19 protein-coding genes and 1 pseudogene are annotated in these 25,542 nt (G+C 34.7%); 14 read left to right on the top strand and 6 right to left on the bottom strand.

Annotated elements, in window-relative coordinates; translation table 11 throughout:
* Positions 1 to 156: 156 nt before the first annotated feature.
* Complete coding sequence (locus B5P42_RS30805) at positions 157 to 1,458, bottom strand: MFS transporter (protein ID WP_113736024.1); 1,302 nt, start codon at positions 1,456 to 1,458, stop codon at positions 157 to 159.
* Positions 1,459 to 1,597: 139 nt separating this feature from the next.
* The gene (locus B5P42_RS30810; RefSeq protein ID WP_113736025.1) at positions 1,598 to 3,124 is read right to left on the bottom strand and encodes an FAD-dependent oxidoreductase; all 1,527 of its coding nucleotides are present in this window, start codon (positions 3,122 to 3,124) and stop codon (positions 1,598 to 1,600) included.
* 578 nt (positions 3,125 to 3,702) lie between these two features.
* Between B5P42_RS30810 and desB the strand changes: the two genes are divergently transcribed.
* Entirely contained in the window at positions 3,703 to 4,788 is a 1,086-nt protein-coding gene (desB, locus tag B5P42_RS30815) for a Delta(10) desaturase DesB (RefSeq protein ID WP_002091268.1), read from the top strand.
* 50 nt (positions 4,789 to 4,838) lie between these two features.
* On the opposite strand, the gene B5P42_RS30820 is transcribed toward desB, so the two are convergent.
* The 3 genes from B5P42_RS30820 to B5P42_RS30830 all read right to left on the bottom strand — a co-directional run bounded on the left by B5P42_RS30820 (position 4,839) and on the right by B5P42_RS30830 (position 7,235).
* Positions 4,839 to 5,531, bottom strand: a complete 693-nt coding sequence (locus B5P42_RS30820) for an amino acid ABC transporter permease (protein ID WP_002113621.1) — start codon at positions 5,529 to 5,531, stop codon at positions 4,839 to 4,841.
* Positions 5,532 to 5,596: 65 nt separating this feature from the next.
* A complete protein-coding gene (locus tag B5P42_RS30825; RefSeq protein ID WP_113736026.1) occupies positions 5,597 to 6,391 on the bottom strand; it encodes an ABC transporter substrate-binding protein in 795 nt (264 codons plus the stop codon).
* Positions 6,392 to 6,512: 121 nt separating this feature from the next.
* Complete coding sequence (locus B5P42_RS30830; protein ID WP_002113623.1) at positions 6,513 to 7,235, bottom strand: amino acid ABC transporter ATP-binding protein; 723 nt, start codon at positions 7,233 to 7,235, stop codon at positions 6,513 to 6,515.
* A gap of 374 nt (positions 7,236 to 7,609) precedes the next feature.
* Between B5P42_RS30830 and B5P42_RS33580 the strand changes: the two are divergent.
* From B5P42_RS33580 to B5P42_RS30870, 9 genes and pseudogenes are all read left to right on the top strand, one after another.
* A pseudogene (locus tag B5P42_RS33580) lies at positions 7,610 to 7,795 on the top strand (HAMP domain-containing protein); the annotation flags it as partial.
* Positions 7,796 to 7,810: 15 nt separating this feature from the next.
* Complete coding sequence (locus tag B5P42_RS30835) at positions 7,811 to 8,737, top strand: methyl-accepting chemotaxis protein (protein ID WP_407707207.1); 927 nt, start codon at positions 7,811 to 7,813, stop codon at positions 8,735 to 8,737.
* A 153-nt stretch (positions 8,738 to 8,890) separates the two neighbouring features.
* Positions 8,891 to 9,340: an arginine repressor gene (argR, locus tag B5P42_RS30840; protein WP_113736028.1), complete on the top strand. Its 450-nt coding sequence runs from the start codon at positions 8,891 to 8,893 to the stop codon at positions 9,338 to 9,340.
* Between the two features lie 270 nt (positions 9,341 to 9,610).
* Positions 9,611 to 10,843, top strand: coding sequence for an arginine deiminase (gene arcA, locus B5P42_RS30845; RefSeq protein ID WP_113736029.1), 1,233 nt, complete (start codon positions 9,611 to 9,613; stop codon positions 10,841 to 10,843).
* Positions 10,844 to 10,873: 30 nt separating this feature from the next.
* On the top strand, positions 10,874 to 11,872 hold the full coding sequence (argF, locus tag B5P42_RS30850; protein WP_113736030.1) for an ornithine carbamoyltransferase: 999 nt from the start codon (positions 10,874 to 10,876) through the stop codon (positions 11,870 to 11,872).
* Between the two features lie 99 nt (positions 11,873 to 11,971).
* On the top strand, positions 11,972 to 13,387 hold the full coding sequence (arcD, locus tag B5P42_RS30855; protein WP_113736031.1) for an arginine-ornithine antiporter: 1,416 nt from the start codon (positions 11,972 to 11,974) through the stop codon (positions 13,385 to 13,387).
* 37 nt (positions 13,388 to 13,424) lie between these two features.
* A complete protein-coding gene (arcC, locus tag B5P42_RS30860; protein ID WP_002139469.1) occupies positions 13,425 to 14,387 on the top strand; it encodes a carbamate kinase in 963 nt (320 codons plus the stop codon).
* Between the two features lie 201 nt (positions 14,388 to 14,588).
* Entirely contained in the window at positions 14,589 to 15,278 is a 690-nt protein-coding gene (locus B5P42_RS30865) for a Crp/Fnr family transcriptional regulator (RefSeq protein WP_088031691.1), read from the top strand.
* Between the two features lie 157 nt (positions 15,279 to 15,435).
* Positions 15,436 to 16,119, top strand: a complete 684-nt coding sequence (locus B5P42_RS30870; RefSeq protein ID WP_113736032.1) for an ABC transporter permease — start codon at positions 15,436 to 15,438, stop codon at positions 16,117 to 16,119.
* Positions 16,120 to 16,241: 122 nt separating this feature from the next.
* Here B5P42_RS30870 and B5P42_RS30875 read toward each other — a convergent pair whose 3' ends face one another.
* Positions 16,242 to 17,576 (bottom strand): FAD-binding oxidoreductase, encoded by a 1,335-nt coding sequence (locus B5P42_RS30875; RefSeq protein ID WP_113736033.1) that lies wholly within the window; start codon positions 17,574 to 17,576, stop codon positions 16,242 to 16,244.
* Between the two features lie 375 nt (positions 17,577 to 17,951).
* Here B5P42_RS30875 and B5P42_RS30880 point away from each other — a divergent pair, with 375 nt between their 5' ends.
* The 4 genes from B5P42_RS30880 (at position 17,952) to B5P42_RS30895 (ending at position 25,418) form a co-directional block, all read left to right on the top strand.
* On the top strand, positions 17,952 to 19,616 hold the full coding sequence (locus tag B5P42_RS30880; protein ID WP_113736034.1) for a glycoside hydrolase family 13 protein: 1,665 nt from the start codon (positions 17,952 to 17,954) through the stop codon (positions 19,614 to 19,616).
* A gap of 201 nt (positions 19,617 to 19,817) precedes the next feature.
* Positions 19,818 to 21,455: a PTS transporter subunit IIBC gene (locus B5P42_RS30885; protein WP_113736035.1), complete on the top strand. Its 1,638-nt coding sequence runs from the start codon at positions 19,818 to 19,820 to the stop codon at positions 21,453 to 21,455.
* Positions 21,456 to 21,459: 4 nt separating this feature from the next.
* Entirely contained in the window at positions 21,460 to 22,251 is a 792-nt protein-coding gene (locus B5P42_RS30890; protein ID WP_113736036.1) for an endonuclease/exonuclease/phosphatase family protein, read from the top strand.
* Positions 22,252 to 22,556: 305 nt separating this feature from the next.
* A complete protein-coding gene (locus B5P42_RS30895; RefSeq protein WP_113736037.1) occupies positions 22,557 to 25,418 on the top strand; it encodes a YhgE/Pip domain-containing protein in 2,862 nt (953 codons plus the stop codon).
* Positions 25,419 to 25,542: the final 124 nt, after the last annotated feature.

Below are 25,542 nucleotides of genomic sequence, written 5' to 3' on the forward strand. Positions count from 1 at the left end.
TATTCTATAGGGTACATTTTAAGTTTGTGCTCTTTTTTATCCCGCATTAACGGGCAGTAAGACTCCCACCTCAAGATTCGGCTGGAGCGAAGAAGTTAGGTGGGAGGTCAACTGCCCGTAAACGCCCGATTGGTGAGGGCTGATTAAAGTTTCACTTTATTTTGTAGGAATAAAGAAAACAGATATAGCTGCGATAAGACCTGCAAAGGAGAATAAGTAAAAATTCCACGCCAAGTCATATTGAATTGTCATAATAATACCGACAAGAATAGGGCCAGCAATCGCACCAACTCGGCCAAGTCCAAGTCCCCAGCCTAAGGAGGTAGCTCGTATATGTGATGGGAAGTATTGTGTTACATAAGCATTTAATATTTGAGTAATACCGACTGATCCAATTCCAGCAAGACCAATTAAAAGATAAATGATTGTAACAGATGCTTTAATTGTTAATAGTCCAATACATATGGCTGCCATAAGATAGGAGATACTAATAACAATTTTTGCTCCTATACGATCGGCAATCGCCCCAGCAAATAATGCACCGATAGCTGCAGTAATATTTAGTATAAGTAGAAATGATAAACTAGATCCAAGAGGGTATCCTGCCTGGCGCATCATCTGTGGTAGCCAAGTATTTAAACCGTATATTAAAAACATTCCCATTATATAAGTGAGCCAAAAAAGTAGTGTTGCTTTTATGTAATCTTTTGAGAATAACGTAAGAAATCCATTTTTCTTTTGTATATTAGATGGTGTTTCAGGAATTTCATCTTTTACATGGAATTCAATTTGAAAGCGATTAAGAATTTTATTCACTTCTTCTTGTCGATTTCGCGATAATAAAAATTGAATGGACTCAGGTAAATAACGAATAATGAAAGGAATGAGGAGTAGCGGAATCATTCCGATGCCAAACATAATTCTCCATCCGAAATCTTCTAGCATAAACATGGATAAAATAGCGCCTAACACGATACCTAAAGGATAGCCGGTAAACATAAGAGCATAAATAAAAGATTGCCGTTTTTTTGGTGAATATTCAACAGTAAGTGCTGAAGCCGTTGGGATAACACCGCCTAATCCGATTCCTCCGATAAATCGAGATAACCCAAATAATTCAGGAGAAGGAGCAATTGCAGCTAAGCCCATTGTGATAGAAAAAAGGGCTAAACAGCATATAAGTGTCCATTTTCGTCCAATTAGATCTGTAATGGTTCCAACTAGAATAGCACCAATAAACATCCCAAATAAAGCATAGCTGGCAATTGTTCCAGCGTGGGCTGGTGATAGTGCCCAGCTTTTGTCTTCTAGGAGCTTTGGCAGAACGGCGCCGTAAATACCTAAATCATATCCGTCAGCTAGAATGGCTAGCCAACAAATAAAAACAACAAGTTTTGTAATAGAACTTGAAAAGATAGTTTCTGTAGATTCTAGATGAGGTGGAGCAGAAGGTTGCATAGTATTCACTCCTTTTATTTGTAGATGAATATATTATTTTATTTAATGTTAATATTTCCCTGCGTATGTCGAAATTTATATGAAAAGGTGTCATGAAAAAAAAAGTTCAACAGGATTCCCGTTGAACTTCTTTGTTTTTTTATTCGTTATCAACTCGCTTTAATGGTTGATCTGCTGGACCTTCCATAACATCCCCATCAATTGAAAAACGGGAACCGTGACAAGGGCAATCCCAAGTACAATCACCGTTATTCCATTCAACTTCACAGCCGAGGTGTGTGCAAGTTGTATCGACGATATGTAATTTTCCTTCTTTATCTTTATAAGCACCTGCTCGTTTACCGTTGACATGTACAACAGATCCTTCGCCAACTTCAAGATCTTCTGGCTTACGTAATGCGGTTTCAATTTTTCCTTCAATTAAGTGTTTAGCAACATCAATGTTCTGAGAGAGGAAAGTTTTTATATCTGGATTTGCATGAAAGCGTGATGGTGCAAACAGTTCTTTATATGGACTGTGGACTTTTAGAATGGAGTCCTTCAGTAAATGAGCTGCTGCAGTTCCAGTCGTCATTCCCCATTTACGATATCCAGTTGCCACAAATATATTTGGATTCCTTTCGTTAATATGTCCGATATAAGGAAGCTTATCTAGCGTGATTAAATCTTGTGCTGACCATCTATAGGGAACTTCATTTACTCCAAAAGTTGCTTCAGCAAAAGAATAGAGTGCTTCGTAATGAAGCATCGTATTTATTCCTTGGCCTGTTTTATGGCTCTCTCCGCCAATCAATATCAACTTTTCTCCATTGCTTGTCGTATAACGTATGGAGCGTTTTGGATCATCGATACTTAAATACATGCCCCCTGGATAATCCGTTTTTGCTTTTATTGCGAGGGCATAGGAGCGTTCTGCGTACATTCGCGTAAAGAAAAAGCTATTAGCATCATAAAAAGGAAAATGTGAACAAGAGACAATATATTTACAAGTGATGCGATGGTCACCCTTTGAAATTACTTGTGGATAATCTCCTTTTTCCACATCAATAGCTGTTGTTTGCTCATAAACCTTTCCGCCCATCTCCACAAACTTTTCTAAAAGTACTTTTAAATAAAGGAGGGGATGAAATTGCGCTTGATTTTTCATCACAAGTGCAGATTGTATGGGAATAGGAATCGACAGGGATTGAACATAGTCGCAAGGAATATTTAATTTTTGATAGGCTTCATATTCTTTCGTTAAATTTCGCAGGCCATTATTGGTAGTTGTATATAAATACGAATCTTCATTTGTGAAATTACAGTCGATTTTATATGTTTGTACAGTCTCGTTTATGAATTGTAGAGCTTTACTATTTGATTCGTAGTAAAGTTGAGCTTTTTCAACACCAAAATTGTTTATTAATTCATCATAAATAAGATCATGTTGAGCTGTTACTTTTGCGGTTGTATGCCCAGTTGTTCCATTTAAAACAGAACCAGAATCAATTAAAACGACTTTCATTCCTTCTTTAGCGAGTAAATAGGCGGTGGTAATGCCTGTAATACCAGCTCCGATAACAGCAACTTCTGTCTTTATATTTTCGGATAAATGAGGAAAAGTAGGAAATTGAGTAGATTCAATCCAATAGGATGATGGTAACTGCGGAAATGTGTCATCTGTCATTTTGAAAACCTCCAAATTAGAACAATTTTCCTTTTAATATTTCCATATTATATGGAATTCATGTATGTTGTTTTCGTAGCGTTCTATTTTTACTAAACGAAAGAAAAAATATTTTAATATAATTATTTTATTGGGGCAGTATGAAGAAGTAGGATTTATATAAAGCTAAATTCAAGTGATTCCATTTGTTGATTACATAGAGAGTTCTTGAATAAGATAGAGTCTATATTGTTTAAGTGGATATGTATATATACCTGATAAAGCCTTATGAAATCTATGCTTTTTCTTTAGTGAAATAAAGTATAATTATAAAAATATAACCAACTTTTATTACTAGGTCATAAAAGTTGTTGACAATATAGAAATTCTATTGTTATGATTCATCATGTGGAAAGGTTGATAGAGAGTAAAAAGAGAAATGTTTTTCATTGATAATAAAAGCGAAAGTTAAGTGACGATAGAGTGAGTATATTTTCCTTATGATAAATGCTTTTTGGATCACGTAGTAAAATCAATCTGGAAGCAAGAATTGATATATGCAAGTTGCGCGGGGCGCGGCATAAGAAAGGGGCAAAAGGATGAAGGAGCTTCATACGTTTGGGTGGTATGCAGCACGTGTAGCACCACATTTGCCGAAAAAAGCATTTAAACCAGTTCCTAATCGATTATTTGGTGGACTGGCTTATTTACTTGTGGCATTGGCTGGTTTAATAACGATCGGTGTATTTGAATTGAATGTGTGGGCAAATCTAGGAATTGCAATTGTTCTTGGATTATGTTTTGCTTCACTTGGATTTTTAGGACATGAAATTTTACATGGAACAGTTGTAAGAAAGGCATGGCTTCGTGATTTTTTAGGTGCGATAGCATTTATGCCATTATCAACTGGCCCAAAACTTTGGAGAAAGTGGCATAATGCAACGCATCATGTTCACACACAGCATGAAGAGAATGATCCAGATGCATGGCCGACATTTGAGAAACTGAAAAAGAGTAAGTTTTTGAGTTGGGTATATCGCATGCCTCTTCATGTACGTTCATTCTTTAGTTTCCTGTCACTAACAATTCAATTTACGTTACATTCGACTCGAATGTTCTTTCATTTTATAAAAGAATTTAAGTCATCCAATCAAAAATCTGTATGGCTTCAACTTCTTTTGCCCTGGACAGTTTGGATTAGTTTATTGTTTATTATGGGACCTACAAAGTGGTTCTTTGCATACGTGATTCCGTTGTTAATTGCTAACTTTATTGTAATGGCGTATATCGCAACAAATCACCGCTTAAATCCTATTGTTCCAGTAAATGATCCTTTAGCAAACTGTTTATCAGTAACAGTACCGCGCTGGGTAGACGTTTTACATTTCAATTTCTCATACCATACAGAACATCATCTGTTTCCTGCTATGAGTTCTAAATACTATCCATTAGTAAAAGATAAAATTAAAGAAATGTGGCCGGAACGCTATCACGAAATGCCGATGACAAAAGCTTTGGCAGCACTTTGGAATACACCACGTGTGTATTATCACGGAAGTGAATTAGTTGATCCGCATAGGGAGCATTTCTATGGTTCTTTAGGAAATGGATTGGATCCTCATAATATTTCATATCGTGAGGAACATATAGAGGAAAAAGAGACTATAAAAAAAGTAAATCAATAATAGACATATCTTACGATGAAAAAGCAAGCTCTCTTAGAGCTTGCTTTTTGTTATAAAGAGACTTCTTTCTTGTTCTTCGTCTTGACCTGGACAGAGTTATTTTCTTTTCGTTGTAGTCGTTTTTCTAGAAGACTAACAAGATAAGTAAATAGAAGAACTAGTGCGAGATAGTATACACCAACAATGATATATGTATCTAATTGCTGGAAGTTACCTGCGGCAATTGATAAACCGGATCCCCATAATTCGGACATTCCTACATAAGCGACAAGTGAAGAATCTTTTAATCCAATAATAAATTGGTTCCCTAGAGGGGGAAGAGACAGACGAAATGCTTGTGGTAATATAATCCGGCGCATCGCTAAAGGGTAAGGCATCCCTAAAGAGCGAGCAGCTTCCAATTGTCCACGGTCAACGGACTGAATGGATCCGCGGAAAATTTCAGTAATATATGCACCGTTATGAATTGCTAAAGCAATTGCTCCTGCCCAAAAAGGGGTAAAAACAACAACGGATGTAATCCCAAAATAGAGAATCGCGATTTGAACAATTAAAGGTGTACCACGAATAATGGCGATGTATACATGAGCAATACTATTTAAAACCTTATTGTTAGAGATTCGAAAGAAAGCGACTAGTAATCCAATTAGTGAACCGAGTAATAGGGATGTTAATGTTAATTGTAATGTGACAATAGTAGCCTTTAAGAGTGTGGGATAGGTAGAGATAAAAATTTCAAACATATGTGTCACCTCATATTGTATGGATTTTAGTGGGGCATGATTTATGAAATCTCTAAATGGCTAACTTACTTTGTTTTTGCCTCGTCTCCAAGAATATTACGCCCAAACCATTTCTTACTAATCTTTTCATACGTGCCGTCTTTAATGATTTCATCTAGCGCTTTATTTACCTTTTCGACCATGTCTTTATTGTCTTTATGAATAGCAATTCCCATTTCATCAAGGTTTAACGGTTTTCCAGCGTCTTTTATATTTGATTTACCTTCTTTAATCATACGAAGACCAACCATTTGATCAGTAATAACTGCGTCTACACGTCCTGGTTCTAAGTCCATAAGTGCAGTAATATCACTATCATATTCTGTAATTTGATCTGTATATTTTGCAACAAGGGTTTTGAAAGTACTTGCTTTTACAACACCTATTTTTTTACCTTTCAAGTCCTCTGGAGAAGAGATAGATGTATTCTCTTTAGCTACAAAAATTTGTGCACCAGAGCGATAATATGGATTTGAGAAATTCACGGCTTTTAATCGCTCTTCTGTAATTGCCATACTTCCTAATATCACATCATATTTTTTTGATTGTAGACCTTGAATCAATGTTTCCCAAGGATTTGTAACAGGAACAGGTTTCATTCCCATCTTTTTCGCGAGAGCTTCACCTATTTCTACATCAAAACCGACAAGTTTCCCGTCATTTTCTTTATAGTTAAAAGGTTTGTATAAACCACTCATCGCATAACGAAATTCCTTTTCACCATTAGATGAAGTAGTAGCACTTTCCTTACTACAGGCTCCTAGTATGAAGGATGTACATAATGTAATACTCGCAACAATGGTTAATAGTTTTCTTTTCATAAAACCCCTCCTATATATTGATCATACGGATGGTTTTAAGTATGTTACTGAGATATTTTATTTGGACAATTAGTTGTGCACCGTATGAATGTATTTCTTTTCATTTGAAACAGAAGTTACATTATAAAACGTTGCGTAAAAATTGCTTTGCCCGTTCATGCGATGGAGCGGAAAAAAATTGCGCTGGTGAAGCATCCTCTACAATTTTCCCGTCATCCATAAAGATAACGCGGTCAGCTACATCTCTTGCAAAATTCATTTCATGAGTAACAATGACCATTGTCATTCCTTCTTCAGCAAGTTCTTTCATAACTTGCAACACTTCTCCAACAAGTTCAGGGTCTAAAGCTGAGGTAGGTTCATCAAATAGCATAATTTTAGGATTCATGGCAAGAGCTCGTGCAATCGCAATTCGTTGTTTTTGACCACCGGAAAGGAGGTGGGGAGTTACATCTGCTTTATCTTGTAGGCCGACTTTTTGTAGGAGTTGATTTCCAATCTCCTTTGCATTTGCTGTCTCCAATTTTTTTACGTGAATAGGTGCTTCTATGATGTTTTCTAGTGAGGTCATATGAGGAAAGAGGTTAAAGTGCTGAAAAACCATACCAACATTTTCACGGACTTTGTTTAAATTTGAATGCTTTGGATCAATTCGCTCACCTTGTAAGTGAATTTCACCTTCATCGTACATTTCTAAAAAGTTAAGACAGCGAAGTAATGTACTTTTGCCGGAACCACTGGCGCCGATTAAAACAACAACTTCTTTTTCTTTTACTTCTAAATCAATTCCTTTTAAAACATCAAGTGATCCGAATGATTTTACTAGATTTCGAACTTGAATCATACAAAACCCCCAGTCAAAAATATATTTACAAATATTGCCCCGTATTTCTGTTATTAGTCATAAATTGTCAGAATCCTTTATTTTTTTCGTATAATTTGATATTCAAAGAAATAATGGTTTTTAAAATCCCTATATCTTTCTATAACGAAAATATGGATAATAATATATAGGTAGTACTTATATTGCTTATAAGAAGGGGGAAAGAAGAGATGGGAAAAGAAAGAAAAACATTTTCTTTTGGCTTACGTACACAACTTATGCTATTCACTACAGTTTTAGCTTTAATTACATATTCAACAAGTTTAATTTTCATTTACGTTATATATGATTATTTTCAAAGTTATGTAAGTCAAACTGTTTATAATATTATCGTTATGTTATTAGGTGTAGTATGGTCTGGAATTTTAGCGTATGGGGCAGCAATATTTTTAATTAAACCACTTCGAAAGTTGGAAGAAGCAGCAAGGAAAGCGGCTGAAGGTGATATTCGTGAAGATGTCCCATTGCCAAAGACCGATGATGAGATTAAATCTTTAAGTGTTGCATTTAATATGATGCTAGGGAACTTAAGGGGCATGGTAAAAAATATCGATACTACATTTTCGTATACAAATAATCAAGTTCAGCAAATTAGAAGACAAACATGGGAAGCGACAAAGCAAGCACGCGGTGTGTCTGAAACTCTTGCAGAGATTTCTTCTGGCGCCGAGCAATCAGCAGCTTCCATTCAGGCGATTGTTTCAACTGTCGATACAACAACCTCTATTGCGAGTGAAGTAGAAGAAAAAGCAAAACAGTCCGACGAGTTGTCTTTAGAAATGGTTCAAGCTTTAGGACAAAGTACACGTGTCTTTACTTCTTTAATTCAAGGCATTCAAACATTGGCAAAAGAGAATGAAGATTCGATGCAAAATGTACAGAAGTTAGAAGAACGAATGAAACAAGTAGAACATATTGTTTCTGTTGTGAGTGAGATTGCTAGTCAAACGAATTTATTAGCATTAAATGCTTCTATTGAGGCAGCTCGTGCTGGAGAGCATGGAAGGGGCTTTGCAGTTGTAGCTGAAGAAGTACGTAAACTTGCTGATGAAAGCGATCATTCTGCAAGAAATATATCGCAGTTATTACGAAATATGCAAGAGGAAGTGCAACAAGTCGCATTGAAAATGACGGAGCAAGTGAAAACAGCTAAAGAAGAGGCAAAACGAGGAGAAGCTACTGAATTAATTTTAAAAGAAATGTCATCGAGTATTATGGAAGTTGCCGATGCAACTAAGCAAATTAGTAGCTATATGAACGAACAAGTGAGTCACATTCATCAAACAGGAGCACAGACGAAGGCTGTAGCAGCAATTGCTGAGGAAACATCAGCTGGTTCACAAGAAGTGGCACGTGTGACGTTGCAACAATCTAAAAATATGGTAGTAATCGATCAATTATTAAAGGATTTAGAGAAGCAAGCAGCGGACTTGAAACAAACCATTGAACGATTTTCAATGTAAAAGAGAAGAACAGAATGCTGTTCTTCTCTTTTTTTAGCTAGATTTAATATCTACAGTTAAAAAGTATAAACTATGAACGTTTCCGCAACATTCTTTTCTGTCCCTTTCGGATGAAAATTATAGCGAGCTATAATATTAAAAGGGGTGTCTTTTATGAAAAAAGAAAAAAGACAACGATTAATTAAACAATTTGTAAAGGAGTATGAAATAGAGAAGCAAGAAAGATTAGTAGAATTGTTAGCAAAAAAAGATGTAGTAGTAACACAAGCTACAGTTTCTCGAGATATTCGTGAGTTAAACTTAACGAAGGTACCTTCTCAAGAAGGATTAATGATATATAAATTTTTCTCAGAAGAGCATTTACAAACTGATATAAAGTTAAAGAAAAAATTACGAGAGGTTGTTGTAAAAATTGATTGTGTAGATCAATTAATGGTTATTAAAACATTACCCGGTAATGCACATGTTATTGGTGCTTTGTTTGATGAGTTAGATTGGAAAGAAAAAATAGGATGTATATGTGGAAATGATACATGCCTTATAATTTCTCAGTCGAAATCAGATAGGGAGATTTTAGAAGAAAGGTTAAATTTAATTATTTAGATGCAAAATCCTGTTTTTAATAAAAATTAAAAACAGGATTTTTTTAAAAATACGGAAGTTAAATATTCAGCATATATGCGTAATATATGTATTTTTTTTATTGAAAAAGCGGGATGGAATGTTATAAAAATACAAATTTATATGATTTTAAAAAAATAACTTGTTTAATATTTCACAATGATAATGTGGATGTTTTCACAAAGATGAAAGCGCGTAGCATTTATTATGTACTTGTAAGACATCAAACATATTTAAAAGGAGGTACAACAAATGAAGCATCCGATACATGTTACTTCAGAAATTGGGGAATTACAAACGGTGTTATTAAAACGACCTGGTAAAGAAGTGGAAAACTTAACGCCAGATTATTTGCAACAATTATTATTTGACGATATTCCATACTTACCAATTATTCAAAAAGAGCATGATTATTTTGCACAAACATTACGCAATCGGGGTGTTGAAGTTCTTTATTTAGAAAAACTAGCTGCTGAGGCATTAGTAGATAAAAAACTTCGAGAAGAATTTGTTGATCGTATTTTAGAAGAAGGACAGGCTGACGTAAATGTTGCACATCAAACTTTAAAAGAATATTTACTTTCCTTTTCAAATGAAGAATTAATTCAAAAAATTATGGGTGGTGTACGGAAAAACGAAATTGAAACAAGTAAGAAGACACATTTATACGAATTAATGGAAGATCATTATCCGTTTTACTTAGACCCAATGCCTAATTTATATTTTACTCGTGACCCAGCAGCTAGCGTGGGCGATGGCTTAACGATAAATAAGATGAGAGAACCGGCGCGTAGACGTGAATCATTATTCATGGAGTACATCATTAAATATCATCCAAGATTTTCAAATCACAATGTGCCAATTTGGCTAGATCGTGATTATAAGTTTCCAATTGAAGGTGGCGATGAGCTAATTTTAAATGAAGAAACAATTGCAATTGGAGTATCTGCCCGTACGTCAGCTAAAGCAATTGAACGTTTAGCTAAAAATCTTTTTAGCCGACAAAATAAGATTAAGAAAGTGTTAGCAATAGAAATTCCAAAATGCCGAGCATTTATGCATTTAGATACAGTGTTTACAATGGTTGATTATGACAAGTTTACAATTCACCCAGCCATTCAAGGGCCAAAAGGAAATATGAATATTTATATTTTAGAAAAAGGTCCAGATGTGGAAACTCTTAAAATTACACATCGTACTTCTTTAATGGCAGCATTAAAAGAGGTATTAGGTTTAAGTGAATTAGTTCTTATTCCTTGTGGAGGAGGAGATGCAATTGCTTCCGCTCGTGAACAATGGAATGACGGTTCTAATACATTAGCAATTGCGCCAGGTGTAGTTGTTACATATGATCGCAACTATGTATCCAATACTTTATTACGGGAACATGGTATAGAAGTCATTGAGGTGCTAAGTTCGGAATTATCTCGTGGTCGTGGGGGTCCACGTTGCATGAGTATGCCAATTGTTCGTAAAGATATTTAGTATAAATAACGGAGAAAGTAGGGATGAAGTATGTTAATGACTAGATCAAATTTAAAAGGAAGAAGTTTTCTAGCTGAAAAAGATTTTACACAAGAAGAATTATTATATTTTCTAGATTTAGCAGCAGAATTAAAAGAGAAAAAGAAAAACGGTGTCCCGCATCATTATTTAGAAGGTAAAAATGTAGCGCTATTATTTGAAAAAACCTCTACTCGTACGCGATGTGCATTTACAGTAGCATGTACAGATTTGGGGGCGAACCCTGAATATTTAGGGAAAGGTGATATTCAGCTTGGGAAAAAAGAATCCGTAGAGGATACAGCAAAAGTGTTAGGACGCATGTTTGACGGAATTGAGTTTCGTGGATTTAATCATGAAACTGTAGAATCTTTAGCACAAAATTCTGGTGTGCCGGTTTGGAATGGATTAACAGATATGTGGCATCCAACACAAACACTTGCAGATTTATTAACAATTAGAGAACATGTAGGGAAATTAAAAAATGTGAAGCTCGTTTACGTTGGAGATGGACGAAATAATGTTGCTAATAGCTTACTAGTTGGTGGAGCGATCGTTGGAATGGATGTACGTATTTGTACACCGGAATCTTTATGGCCAGAGCAAGAAGTAATTGATTTAGCAAAAAAATATAATGAACAGGTAATGATAACAAGTAATGTGGAAGAAGCTGTTGCGAATGCAGATGTAATTTATACAGATGTATGGGTGTCTATGGGTGAGGAAGAAAAATTTGCTGAACGTGTCAAGTTATTGAAACCTTATCAAGTAAATATGAAAATGATTAAAGAAACAGGAAATGAAAATGTGATTTTCTTACATTGTTTACCCGCATTCCATGATGTTGAAACGATGTATGGTGAGGAAGTTTATGAGAAATATGGGTTGAGGGAAATGGAGGTAACTGACGAAGTATTCCGCAGTAAACATTCAAAAGTATTTGATCAGGCTGAAAATAGAATGCATACAATTAAAGCGGTTATGGCAGCTACTTTAGGAAATATGGAGTAAAGAAGAAAGGGAGTCTTCCTTTCTTCTTTCTCCTCCTTTAGACACTATCATTTACTATGGCTTTCGTATTGTTATTGCAATTAAAGAGAGGTGAGTGGAATGGATGAAGATAAGAAATTAGGGTTGTTTACATTAACGGCGCTTGTAGTGGGGTCTATGATTGGCGGTGGAGCATTTAATTTAGCAAGTGATATGGCAAAAGGTGCTGGTGCTGGAGCCATTATTATTGGTTGGGTTATAACAGGAATTGGGATGATTGCGCTTGGATTATCTTTTCAAAATCTAACTGTAAAACGGCCAGATTTAGATGGCGGTATTTTTAGCTATGCAAAAGCAGGATTTGGTAATTTCATGGGATTTAATAGTGCGTGGGGATATTGGCTATCTGCCTGGCTTGGTAATGTAGCTTACGGTACATTATTGTTTTCTTCATTAGGGTATTTCTTCCCAATCTTTGAGGGCGGTCAAAATGTAGCATCCATTATTGGTGCAAGCGTATTATTATGGTGTGTTCACATGTTAATTTTACGTGGAGTTCAATCAGCAGCACTTGTGAATTTAGTAACTACAATCGCAAAATTAGTACCTGTATTTGTATTTATTGTTATAGGAATCTTCGCGTTTCATATTGATACGTTTCTAGATGGATTTTGGGGACAAACTGGTTCTTTTTCATGGGGAGCGGTTGGCAGCCAAGTTAAAAGTACAATGCTTGTAACTTTATGGGTGTTTATTGGGGTAGAAGGGGCTGTTGTTTTATCTAGTCGAGCAAAAAATAGAAGTGATGTAGGGAAAGCAACGGTTATTGGCTTAATTGGTACACTCATCATTTACATTTTAATTACATTACTGTCTCTTGGACTTATGCAGCAAGCAGATATTGCTAATTTGAAAAATCCGTCTATGGCTTATTTATTTGAAAGTGTTGTTGGAAAATGGGGGGCTATCTTTATTAATTTAGGTTTAGTCATCTCTGTATTAGGTGCTTGGTTAGGCTGGACTTTACTCGCATCTGAAATTCCATATTTGGCGGCTAAAGGCGGAGTATTTCCAAAATGGTTTGCAAAAGAAAATAAAAATAAGGCTCCAATAAATTCATTATGGATAACAAATGGCTTAATTCAAATGTTCTTATTAACATTCGTCGTTTCCGATCAGGCGTATAACTTTGCATTCTCTTTAGCATCTTCAGCTATTTTAATCCCATATGCTTTTTCAGCATTTTATCAACTGAAGCATAGCTTAAAGTCTGAAGAAGTGGATCGAAATAAAAATATAATAATTGGTTTGATAGCAAGTATTTATGGTGTGTGGTTAGTTTATGCAGCTGGTTTAGAGTATTTATTATTAACAATGACCTTATATGCGCCAGGTATTTTTATTTTTTACAATGTTCAAAAGCAAAAGAGTTCGAAGCAAATATTTACTCGAGTGGAATTAGCATCATCGGTAGCAATTGGTGCTTTAGCATTCTTTGCGATTTATGGATTAATTACAGGCAGTATTACTTTATAAAGCGCTGTGAAAGCGAAATTAACTGGAGGGCTGAAATATGGCACGAAGAAAAATTGTAGTTGCACTAGGGGGAAATGCGATACAGTCTGGAAAAGCTACTGCAGGGGCACAGCAAGAAGCATTAGAAAAAACAGCGGAACAACTTGTGAAAATAATGGAAAATGATGTAGATATAGTAATTGCGCACGGAAATGGCCCGCAAGTGGGGAATATTTTATTACAGCAAAAAGCTGCAGAAACGGAAAAGACACCTGCAATGCCATTAGATACTTGTGGTGCAATGAGCCAAGGGATGATTGGATATTGGATGGAAAATGCGATTGAAAAGGCATTGAAAAAACGGAATATAAAAAAAGACGTAGCAACGGTTATAACACGCGTTGTCGTGGATGAAAAAGATGAGGCATTTAAAAATCCAACTAAACCAATTGGTCCTTTTTATACGGAAGAAGAAGCAAGAAGATTAATGGAAGAAACAAAAGCAGTGTTTAAAGAGGATGCTGGCAGAGGGTGGAGACGTGTTGTTCCATCACCGAAGCCTGTAAGTATTCATGAGCATAAAGTAATTAATTCTTTAGTTGAGGATGGAAATATAGTGATAGCTGTTGGTGGGGGTGGAATTCCAGTAATTGATTCCGAAGAAGGGTTAAAAGGAACTGAAGCGGTTATCGATAAAGATTTCGCTGCGCAGAAATTAGCTGAATTAGTAGATGCTGATACGCTCGTAATTTTAACTGCAGTTGATCATGTGTATGTAAATTATAATCAACTGAATCAAAAGAAATTAGAGCATGTCACAGTGAATCAATTAGAAGAATACATTGAGGAAAAACAATTTGCTGCGGGAAGTATGCTTCCAAAAATTGAAGCTGCTATTAATTTTGTTAATACAAATCCAAAAAGAAAAACAATTATTACGTCTTTAGAAAAAGTATATGAAGCACTAGAAGAAAAAGCTGGTACTATTATTTCTAAACAGAATGTATGCATGTATGTTTAAATAATTGTGTGCGCTATTTATTAGTAAAAAAAGAATGAAGTTAGTAACTTCATTCTTTTTATTTATTAATATTTTTTGTACTCATTGTTCATAAAGTTTTCATGATGAAATCTTAACATATAAGTTAATTATGATAAAATTTAATTTGAATACGCTTTCTTGATTTTTCGCTCCAACATACAGCAAGAGAGAGGGAATTTTATGAATAGACGGAACGTAGTTAAAGACTTAAAACAATTTGAATTATTTGCTCATTTAACAGAAAAGAAATTGAAAGGTTTGGCGGAGTTTGTCTATTGGCGAACTTATAAAAAGGGTCAATTTTTATTCTTAGAAGGGGATTCAAGAGAAAGAATTTACTTCATGTTAGATGGTTTTGTAAAGTTAGAGCGGGTAAATCAAAGTGGAAATTTATTATATGATGACTATGTAAAGCGGTATTCTATTTTTCCTTATGGTGGTATGTTTACAGACAGAGGATATAACTATACGGCAGAAGCGATGACAGATGTAGAAGTATATTATATTCCGGCAGTAATTTTCGAAGATATGGTGAAATCTAGTAGGACGCAATTAATGTACGTTGTTCAGCAATTATCATCAATATTAAAACTAAACGAAAATCGAGTGCAAAATATTACAATTCCTAATGCACAAGATCGAGTCATTCAAACATTAAATTATTTAATGCAAGATTTAGGAGAACAGAGTGGCGAAACGATTGTAATTTCATGCCCACTTACAACAATTGAAATATCAAAAATATCTGGGACGTCCCGAGAGACGGTTAGCGGCGTATTAAAACAATTAAAAAACGATAGTATTGTTACAATTCTGGATAAAAAAATTACAATACATAATCCAACATATTTTGAGGAGATCTCTATGTGAAAATTGCATATTGATTTTCTAATTCATATTGTATATTAATAAGGTTCTTTATATATTTATAAGGAACTTTTTTACGTTATCCTCTATAAAATGATTGTATATTATGGTAATAATAGCTAAAATCGATAATAAAAAAGCAAAAGGAAGGGGAGAAGGAATGGTTCGAATTGAGTATGATCGATTAGTAGCTATTTGTTACAGTATAGGGGTTTTGTTATTATTAAAAATTCCAAACGACAATGAATTAATTGGGGAAAAACTATTCAATTTCTATAAGGTTCCGGTATATACATATATTTATATGGGTTATAAAGTTTCAAATATATTAATTGTTTCTTTCGTACTACATATAATCGCATTTATATTACTTCTAAAATGGCTAGTAAAAAAGAAATCTAGTACATTTAGAACAATGAATAAGATAAAAGTAGTAGGCATTAGTATTTTGATTTTAATGATGCCGTTTATTTTAAATAACATTCTCCATACATTGAATAAAACATGGTACTACGCAGGAAAAACAGGGGTAGAGGCGATAGAATATAAAAAAGAAGATAGCCAGTGTAGAATGGAGAAAAATGGAGAGGGTATCGAACAAAAATGCATTGTGACTTTAAAAAATTATCGTAATCATTCACAGGCATTAAAAGTTGTTTTATATGATAATGCAAACGAGAATTCAAAAGGTTATCCAGTACCGAAACCAGTCTATTTACAAAAACATGAGACAAAACAATTCGAATTTCAAATTCCTGTTGCTTATAATAGCGGTATTGAAAAAGATAAAGTACCAAATATTAAATTACATTCATTGCATAAAAATGATGAGAAATACAATTAATCCGTAATTGAAAGTTTATGAGTAGGAGCAATAATTTGAAAAGATATAGAAAATCAACTTGAATCATCCAACATGCTGTGAGGTAACGGCATATTGGATGGTTTTTTATTTTATCCCCTTTTTTACGTATGAAAGGGTGGGATACTTTGTTGAAAACGAAAAACATTACAAGGGTCATATGCTGTCTTCACTTTACGCAACCTTTGAAAATTAGAGCCATAATAACTAGTTTGCCAATTTTTTATGTCGATATCGGGCCAATTGACATAGTCTCCTAGTGTGTAAGGATCTAAGCTTTCCCGTAAATCTTTAACCCAGCGTATATTTCGATTTTCTTCATCGTTGCATTTCCAAGAAGTAATATATTCTTGAGCAATAATTGCCTTGCGGTGGAAATAAGCTGTTTCATTAGGCGAAATGTTTTCTACAGCACCTACGAGTGATTGGTGCCAAATACTCGCATCTTTATTTGGTGCATGAGAAAGAAAATATTGTAAGATTTGAATACCTTTAAGAGGGATAGGTTTATATACGTAGGAACCAGAGCGTTTGAATTTTTTAGGAATATTTCCGCTATTAAAGAATTGAACAGCCTTTATATACGGGACTTCATCTATAAAGAGAGAAGGATTACCAGTTTCAAGAAGAGGAGATAATAGATGATAGAGTTCAGAAGGAGAGCCGACAAATTCACCTTTCACCTCGATTTTATTTCGTTGTTTAGAGAATAATTCAATTGATGAAGTGAGGCGTTCATCTATATAAGGTGCCCAGTTTTGCCAAGCTTGAAATGCAGCAATAAAGTCTTTCCATTCCCATGTAAGTGAGAAAATTGATACGTTTTTAATAGGGTGGACTCGAAAGGTTAAGGAAGTAACAATTCCGAAATTTCCACCGCCACCGCCACGGCATGCCCAAAATAGGTTAGGGTTTTCTTGTTCATTTGCACGAATGATTTTTGCACCAAATTTTCCGCACGCTTGTACCATTTCGACTTCTACTAATTGATCACATGTTAGTCCAAATAAGCGTGAAAGCATGCCAATGCCACCGCCGAGTGTTAGCCCCACAATTCCGACACTTGCACTTGTGCCAGCTGGTATTGTAACACCGTATTTCCAAAGTTCTTTATACACAGTGCCAAGATGTGCACCCGCTTCAATTGTTGCTGTTAATTTTCCTGTACTAACCGTAATTTGCTTCATTTCACTCACATCAATAATAAGCCCGCCATTTAAAAGAGAGAAATTTTCGTAGCTATGTCGTCCACTTCTTAAGCGAAATGGTATATGACGCTCACGTGCCCATTTTAAGGCGTTACACACATCATTTTTATTTTGACAAAAAACAATAATACAAGGAAATTTTGGAATGCTTAAATTTAAATTTATTCGGGCTATGTCATACCCAGGATCCGCGGGAACGATGATACGACCAGTTAATTTTGTTTGTTTCAATTTATATCTCCTTTCTGAAATAATATGAGCTTGTATTAGTATATGAAGAGTGTATTTAACACGCATGGACGAGAAGAAGAGAAGGGTTAGATTTATCCCGTTATTTGCGAGAAGTAAGACAATCGGGCTGAAGCAAAGAAGATAGGGCTGCTCGTAAAAGCTCGATTGGTAAGGGCTAATAATCAGCGGGGAATGGACACCTCCTTAACGATTAAAGTTTCACTTTATCTTTGTGAGAAATAAATAAGGCATAAGAATAAGGAAACTACATAGAGTTCAATGAAAACAGTTGCAAACTATTCATATTTTGTTATGATAGTGTTACGAAAACGTTTGCATAAAAAATCCGATGGGATGCAAAAGGAGAGAATTAGTATGAATAAGACATGGTGGAAAGAAGCTGTCGCTTATCAAATTTATCCACGTAGCTTTATGGATTCAAATGGTGATGGTATTGGAGATTTACAGGGGATTATTGCAAAGCTGGATTATTTAAAAGATTTAGGTATAGATGTAATTTGGATTTGTCCAATGTATAAATCACCTAATGACGATAATGGTTATGATATTAGTGACTATCAAGATATTATGGATGAATTTGGTACGATGGAAGATTTTGATATGCTACTAGATGAAGTTCATAAGCGTGACATGAAGCTTATTATTGATTTAGTTATTAATCATACAAGTGATGAGCATCCATGGTTTATTGAATCAAGTTCTTCTAAAGACAATCCGAAGCGTGATTGGTATATTTGGCAGGATGGGAACGACGGCGCGGAACCAAACAATTGGGAAAGTATCTTTAATGGTTCTGCATGGGAATATGATGAAGTGACAGAGCAATATTATTTACATTTATTCTCGCGTAAACAACCAGATTTGAACTGGGAGAATAAAGAAGTTCGTGAAGTTTTATATGATACTGTTAATTGGTGGCTTGATAAAGGTATTGATGGTTTCCGCGTCGATGCGATTAGTCATATAAAAAAAGAAGATGGCCTCAAGGATATGCCAAACCCAAAAGGGTTAAAGTATGTGCCTTCTTTTGACAAACATATGAATGTAAATGGTATTCAGCCATTACTAGAAGAATTAAAAGAAAACACATTTGCTAAATACGATATTATGACTGTTGGAGAAGCAAATGGTGTGAAAGTTGAAGATGCTGATCTTTGGGTTGGAGAAGAGAATGGTAAATTCAATATGGTATTCCAATTTGAGCATTTAAGCTTATGGGATGCAGAAAAGAAGAAAGATCTTGATGTTGTTGAGTTGAAAAAAGTATTAACAAAGTGGCAAAAAGGTTTAGAAAATAAGGGATGGAATGCTTTATATATTGAAAATCATGATAAGCCACGTATTGTGTCTACTTGGGGAAATGATAAAGAATATTGGCGTGAAAGTGCAACGGCTTTAGGAGCGATGTATTTCTTTATGCACGGCACACCGTTTATTTATCAAGGACAAGAAATTGGTATGACAAATGTTCAGTTACCAAATATTGAAGATTACGATGATGTAGCAATTAAAAATTTATATCGTGAGAAAATTGCAGAGGGCGTATCACATCAAGATATGATGGAAATTATATGGGCTTCTTGCCGCGATAATTCACGTACACCTATGCAGTGGAACGATGAGATGAATGCTGGCTTCACAACAAGTACACCTTGGTTTGGCATGAATCCAAATTACAAAGAAATTAATGTTGAAAAGCAAAAAAATGAAGAAAAGTCTATTTTCAATTTCTATAAGAAAATGATTGCCTTGAAAAAAGAGCACGATGTACTGAACTACGGTACGTACGATTTACTTTTAGAAGACGATCCACAAATTTATGCATATACACGTACGCTACAGGATGAAAAAGTCATTGTAATTAGTAATATCTCAAAAGAGGAATCTGTGTATAATGAGAGTTTATTCGCATTAGAACGCAAACGTTTGCTTTTAAATAACTATGAAGTTGCGGAACATGAACAAATAACTACAATCACGTTGAAACCTTATGAAACAAGGGTTTATCGCATTTCATAATGAAAAAGGATGCTCCTTGAGCATCTTTTTTTATGAAAAAAAATAAATTTCTATTGCAATGTGAAAACGCTTTTATTAAAATAGATTTATGAAAACGGTTGCGTAAAGAGAAAAAGAAACATAAGGAATCGTTTTCATAAGAGAAACAGAAATTATAATTTAAATCATTATGTTGTTATAAATAAAGGGGAGGAAAAACAGATGAAAATTACGTCTTTTGATTTTTGGCAAAAGTTCGGGAAAGCGTTACTAGTTGTTGTAGCTGTAATGCCAGCAGCTGGTTTAATGATTTCCATCGGTAAGTTAATTGGGATGTCTGCTGGGGATGTTAACGCAGTTCATACCATTGCTCGAGTAATGGAAGACATCGGTTGGGCAATTATTACAAATCTACACATCTTATTCGCAGTAGCAATTGGGGGATCTTGGGCGAAGGATCGAGCAGGTGGTGCATTTGCAGCACTATTAGCATTCGTCTTAACAAACAGAATTACAGGAGCTATATTTGGCGTAAACGCTCAAATGTTAGCGGATTCAAAAGCGACAGTTTCTTCATCATTAGCAGGTGATTTACTTGTAAAAGATTATTTCACTTCTGTACTTGGTGCACCAGCATTAAACATGGGAGTGTTCGTAGGGATTATCACAGGTTTCTTAGGAGCTACTTTATATAACAAATACTACAACTATAATAAACTGCCACAAGCATTAGCATTCTTTAATGGAAAACGATTCGTACCATTCGTTGTAATTGTATGGTCTACAGTCACTGCGATTGTATTATCACTTGTATGGCCATTTATCCAAAGTGGATTAAATGAATTTGGTCGCTGGATTGCAGCATCTAAAGACAGTGCGCCAGTTATTGCACCGTTTGTATACGGAACGTTAGAACGTTTATTATTACCGTTTGGATTACATCATATGTTAACGATTCCGATGAACTACACAGAGCTAGGCGGAACATATACGATGTTAACTGGTTCAAAAGTTGGACAAATTGTAGCAGGACAAGATCCATTATGGCTTGCATGGATTACAGATTTAAATAACTTATTAGCAAATGGAGATACGAAAGCATATAACGATTTGTTAAATAACGTTGTACCAGCTCGTTTCAAAGCTGGACAAGTTATCGGCTCAACAGCAGCGTTAATGGGGATTGCGTTTGCGATGTTCCGTAATGTTGATAAAGAAAAACGTGCAAAATATAAACCAATGTTCTTATCAGCTGCATTAGCAGTATTCTTAACAGGTGTAACAGAACCAATTGAATTCATGTTCATGTTTATTGCGCCAGTATTATATGTTGTATATGCAATTACAACAGGACTTGCATTCGCATTAGCAGATTTAATTAACTTACGTGTTCATGCATTTGGATTTATTGAGTTAATTACTCGTACACCAATGATGGTTAACGCAGGTTTAACAAGAGATTTAATCAATTTCGTTATCGTTTCATTAGTGTTCTTCGGTCTTAACTTTACATTATTCAACTTCTTAATTAAAAAGTTCAATTTACCAACACCAGGTCGTGCGGGTAACTATATTGATAATGAAGATGAGTCATCAGAAGGAACAGGAAACGTACAAGATGGTTCATTAGCGACAAAAGTTATCGATTTATTAGGTGGAAAAGAAAATATTGCTGACGTAGATGCTTGTATGACACGCTTACGTGTAACAGTAAAAGATTTAGATGTTGTTGCACCAGAAGCACAATGGAAACAAAATGGTGCTTTAGGACTTATCGTAAAAGATAAAGGTGTACAAGCAGTATATGGCCCGAAAGCTGACGTATTAAAGTCAGACATTCAAGATATGTTAGGTGCGTAATAATATGAAATTGCTAACTTTAAATTGTCACTCTTGGCAAGAAGAGAATCAAATTGAAAAAATAAAGTATCTTGCTAAAGTAATTCAAGAAGAAGATTATGATGTGATCGCATTGCAAGAAGTAAGTCAGTCTATACAAGCTGAAAATGTATGCGGTAACAAGAAAAAAGATAATTTTGGACTTTTACTGCTAGAAGAGTTAAGAGCATTAAATGTAAAAGAATACAATATTATTTGGGATTTCTCTCATATTGGATATGATGTGTACGAGGAAGGATTAGCAATTATAACAAAGCACAACATTGTAAAGGAAGATACGTTCTTTGTCTCAGAAAATAAGGATACAACGTATTGGAAAACACGCAAAATTGTAAGTGCAACAATTGCTTATAATGATAAGAATATAACGTTTTATTCTTGCCATCTTGGCTGGTGGAATGATGAAGAAGAATCATTCAAAGACCAAGTTGATCGTTTAATGGAGCATGTAAATAGCAATGAACTTTCCTTCTTAATGGGTGATTTTAATAACAATGCTCGTTTGGAAGGAGAGGGCTATGAGTATATGATGCAAAAAGGTTTATATGACACATATGAACTAGCGATAAAGAAGGATGAAGGAACAACTGTCCAAGGTGAGATTGCTGGTTGGGATGAAAATAAACAAAACTTACGAATCGACCTAATATTAAGCAATCAAAGTAAAACAGTTACTTCTTCAAAAGTCATATTTAATGGAACAAATCGAAATGTAATTTCTGACCATTTCGGTGTAGAAGTACAATTAGATATATAATAGAAGAAACCCTCACAGATAATGAAAAGCTGGGAGGGTTTTTTGATAAATACAAGTATTCCCAAGAGAAAATACTTGTATTTTTTATGACATTTCCTATATATTTGTTATTATTGAATGTAAAACTAATTTGGTCATTTTGTATGCATACTTTTTTTACTTCGTTATATAATGAAGTAAGTGAAATATTTAATGGGAAAAATAGTATGTTTTCGTTTAATCCACGATGTAGAAGGTGATATAATTACAAAATGTATGTATCATTTTCTAAAGAAGGAAAAATATATAATTAGGTGATAACTTTTATGAAACAAATTTGGCGTATTTATAAGACAGATTTACGGAATGTAGCCAAACATTGGGCTGCAATTGTTATTGTTTTAGGGTTAATGATTTTACCATCGTTATATGCATGGTTTAACATTAAAGCTTCTTGGGATCCTTACGGAAATACGAAAGGAATCCAAATTGCAGTTTCTAACCAAGATGTTGGATCAAATTTAAGAGGGAAAGATATTAACATCGGGGAAGAAATTGTAGATTCACTTAAGAAGGACAAAAATTTCGGGTGGAAGTTTGTTGATGAAAAGCAAGCAATTTATGGAGTAGAGCGTGGAGATTATTCCGCAAGTATTACTATTCCAAAAGATTTTTCTGAAAAGATTGCAACGGTCTTGAATGAAAATCCACAGAAACCAGAACTTGATTACTATGTAAATGAAAAAGTAAATGCGATTGCACCGAAAATTACAGCTAAAGGTGCATCGGGTCTTACAGAAGAGGTTAGTAAAAACTTTGTTAAAACAGCAAACGGTGAGATTTTTGAAATCTTCAATGACCTTGGAATCGATTTAGAAACTAACTTACCGAGTATTGAGAAGATTAAGGATCTTGTCTTTAAGTTAGAAGCACAGTTCCCAGAAATGAATACACTTATGGATAAGGCGTTAGATGATGCGACTCGGGCAGAAGATATCGTGAAAGTAGCACAAAAAGATCTACCTGTTGTAGAGAGTGTAATAAATGATGGGCAAGAAGCGTTGGCAAATTTAGATAAGTTCTTTGCAAAACAAGATCAAACATTAAAGAATGCTCCAGGAACGATAAGAAATGATTTAGTAGCAGCAAAAGGCGTTATGGATAGTGCAGCTGCATTTACTGACTTTTTAATGAATCCAGGTGTAGACTTAAATATTCCTGATTTGTCTGGAATGAATGGATTACCTGAATTTCCTGCAAGACCAGACCTTTCTAAGTTGAATAGTGATGGTTATAAGAGTATAGCGCAAAATATTAATCAAACAGTAAATAATGTTTTAAGCTCATCACGTGCAGGAACAGCTTATGGGAAAAGTGTTATAAATGGATTGCAAAATGGTCAGTTTGATCCAGAACAAGCAAAGAAAGATTTAAATGCGGTATCAGATCGATTACAAACTGGTACAGATGGTATTTCATATCTTATTAATTTCTTTACTGAACTTCAAAATTCAGCGACGACTGATTTTGGAAATAGCTTTTTCAAAGACCGAGTGGATCACTTAACTAATGTTAAAAAAGGTATGGAAAATGCAAACAATGGTATTAAAGATATTGTAAATGCTATCGGTACAGGACAAGAAGTAAAGAAAGATGTAACAGATGTAGCGAATCAAAAATTAGATGCAGCAAATGCATTGATTGATCAAACTGAAAAAGATTACAATGAAACATTTGTAGCAGATTATAAAAAAGCAGTTAGCACAGTAGATCAAGCTAAAGCTGATGCAAATGCAGTATATGATAATGCAAAAGCAGATTACGATAAAGTAAAAAATGGCATTGAAGGTGCAAAAGCTGATTTACAAAAGGCGAAAGAAGATGTAAAAAATAGAGGTATTAACGATTTAGATTCAACGAAAGTAGCTTTAAATAGTTTAAATGGTCAATTCCAATCTGGAATCGGTTTAATTGATGATATGATTCCAGTTCTAGAAAGCACAAATAAGGTTTTAGCGGATGTAAATAGTGATAAAAACCTTAATAATGGAATTGCAAAATTAAATAAAGCGAAAAGCAGTTTGCAAAAAGGTGTAGAGGCAACGAATAAGGGGATTACACTTCTTAACAATGGCCAGAAACCTACAAAAGATGTAATTGAAAGTATTAACAATGCAGCAAAAGGTGGAGCAGCTCAATTAGCAGATGTATTGTCCACGTATGATTCAGAAATTGTTCCGAACTTTAATACAGCAATTGCTCGTACAAAAGAGATGTCGAAAAATACAACTCAAATTTTAAATGATGCAGACAAAAAGCTTCCAGATGTTAAAAAATTACTAGAAGATTCATCCAAAGGCTTAGTAGACGGTAGAAAGAAATTAGCAGACATTAAAGCTGAAATGCCGGAGACTGAGAAAAAGATTAAAGAATTAGCAGATAAAATTCGTGATTTTGAATCTGAAGAGGATATAAAAGACATCATACGCTTATTGAAAAACGATGTTGAAAAGCAAAGTGACTACTTTGCAAATCCAGTAAATTTAAAAGAGAATAAATTATTTGCAATGCCGAACTACGGTTCAGCAATGTCACCATTCTATACAGTGCTTGCATTATGGGTAGGCGCATTATTAATGGTTTCATTATTAACGGTAGAAGTACACGAAGAGGGCGCGAATTATAAGAGCCATGAAGTTTACTTCGGACGTTTATTAACATTCTTAACGATAGGTCTTTCACAAGCGTTTATCGTATCAATGGGAGATATATTCTTACTCGGTACGTACGTAGTCGATAAGTTCTGGTTTGTGTTATTTAGTTTATTTATTGGGGGAGTATTTGTTTGTATCGTATACTCACTCGTTTCTATTTTCGGAAACGTTGGGAAATCGATGGCGATTATTTTACTTGTACTACAAGTAGCAGGATCGGGCGGTACGTTCCCAATTCAAATGACACCACCATTCTTCCAAGCGATTTATCCGTTCTTGCCATTCACATATGCTATTAGTGCAATTCGTGAAACAGTAGGTGGAATGCTTTGGGATATAGTAACTAGAGATTTACTTGTGTTAAGTGCTTTCGTAGTAATCATGGTTGTGGCTGCATTATTACTGAAAACACCAATTAACAAATCAAGTGAAAAGTTTGTTGAGAACGCAAAAGGAAGTAAAATTATTCATTAAAAATAAAAGGTTCCTACCGATAGTGAACTGTACCCTATAAAATGGACAGTTTAATAAAAAAGCCCTGAAAAATCAAGCACTTAAAAGGTGGTTCCGATATTCGATCGGAGCCATCTTTTTTAAT

The sequence above is a fragment of the Bacillus sp. SRB_331 genome (genome assembly GCF_003264175.1).
Lineage (GTDB): Bacteria > Bacillota > Bacilli > Bacillales > Bacillaceae_G > Bacillus_A > Bacillus_A mycoides.

Excerpts from the sequence above, each read along its gene's own strand:
- B5P42_RS30805 (WP_113736024.1), bottom strand. The coding sequence starts at position 1,458 with ATGCAACCTTCTGCTCCACCTCATCTAGAATCTACAGAAACTATCTTT.
- B5P42_RS30810 (WP_113736025.1), bottom strand. The coding sequence starts at position 3,124 with ATGACAGATGACACATTTCCGCAGTTACCATCATCCTATTGGATTGAA.
- desB (WP_002091268.1), top strand. The coding sequence starts at position 3,703 with ATGAAGGAGCTTCATACGTTTGGGTGGTATGCAGCACGTGTAGCACCA.
- B5P42_RS30820 (WP_002113621.1), bottom strand. The coding sequence starts at position 5,531 with ATGTTTGAAATTTTTATCTCTACCTATCCCACACTCTTAAAGGCTACT.
- B5P42_RS30825 (WP_113736026.1), bottom strand. The coding sequence starts at position 6,391 with ATGAAAAGAAAACTATTAACCATTGTTGCGAGTATTACATTATGTACA.
- B5P42_RS30830 (WP_002113623.1), bottom strand. The coding sequence starts at position 7,235 with ATGATTCAAGTTCGAAATCTAGTAAAATCATTCGGATCACTTGATGTT.
- B5P42_RS30835 (WP_407707207.1), top strand. The coding sequence starts at position 7,811 with ATGGTAAAAAATATCGATACTACATTTTCGTATACAAATAATCAAGTT.
- argR (WP_113736028.1), top strand. The coding sequence starts at position 8,891 with ATGAAAAAAGAAAAAAGACAACGATTAATTAAACAATTTGTAAAGGAG.
- arcA (WP_113736029.1), top strand. The coding sequence starts at position 9,611 with ATGAAGCATCCGATACATGTTACTTCAGAAATTGGGGAATTACAAACG.
- argF (WP_113736030.1), top strand. The coding sequence starts at position 10,874 with ATGTTAATGACTAGATCAAATTTAAAAGGAAGAAGTTTTCTAGCTGAA.
- arcD (WP_113736031.1), top strand. The coding sequence starts at position 11,972 with ATGGATGAAGATAAGAAATTAGGGTTGTTTACATTAACGGCGCTTGTA.
- arcC (WP_002139469.1), top strand. The coding sequence starts at position 13,425 with ATGGCACGAAGAAAAATTGTAGTTGCACTAGGGGGAAATGCGATACAG.
- B5P42_RS30865 (WP_088031691.1), top strand. The coding sequence starts at position 14,589 with ATGAATAGACGGAACGTAGTTAAAGACTTAAAACAATTTGAATTATTT.
- B5P42_RS30870 (WP_113736032.1), top strand. The coding sequence starts at position 15,436 with ATGGTTCGAATTGAGTATGATCGATTAGTAGCTATTTGTTACAGTATA.
- B5P42_RS30880 (WP_113736034.1), top strand. The coding sequence starts at position 17,952 with ATGAATAAGACATGGTGGAAAGAAGCTGTCGCTTATCAAATTTATCCA.
- B5P42_RS30885 (WP_113736035.1), top strand. The coding sequence starts at position 19,818 with ATGAAAATTACGTCTTTTGATTTTTGGCAAAAGTTCGGGAAAGCGTTA.
- B5P42_RS30890 (WP_113736036.1), top strand. The coding sequence starts at position 21,460 with ATGAAATTGCTAACTTTAAATTGTCACTCTTGGCAAGAAGAGAATCAA.
- B5P42_RS30895 (WP_113736037.1), top strand. The coding sequence starts at position 22,557 with ATGAAACAAATTTGGCGTATTTATAAGACAGATTTACGGAATGTAGCC.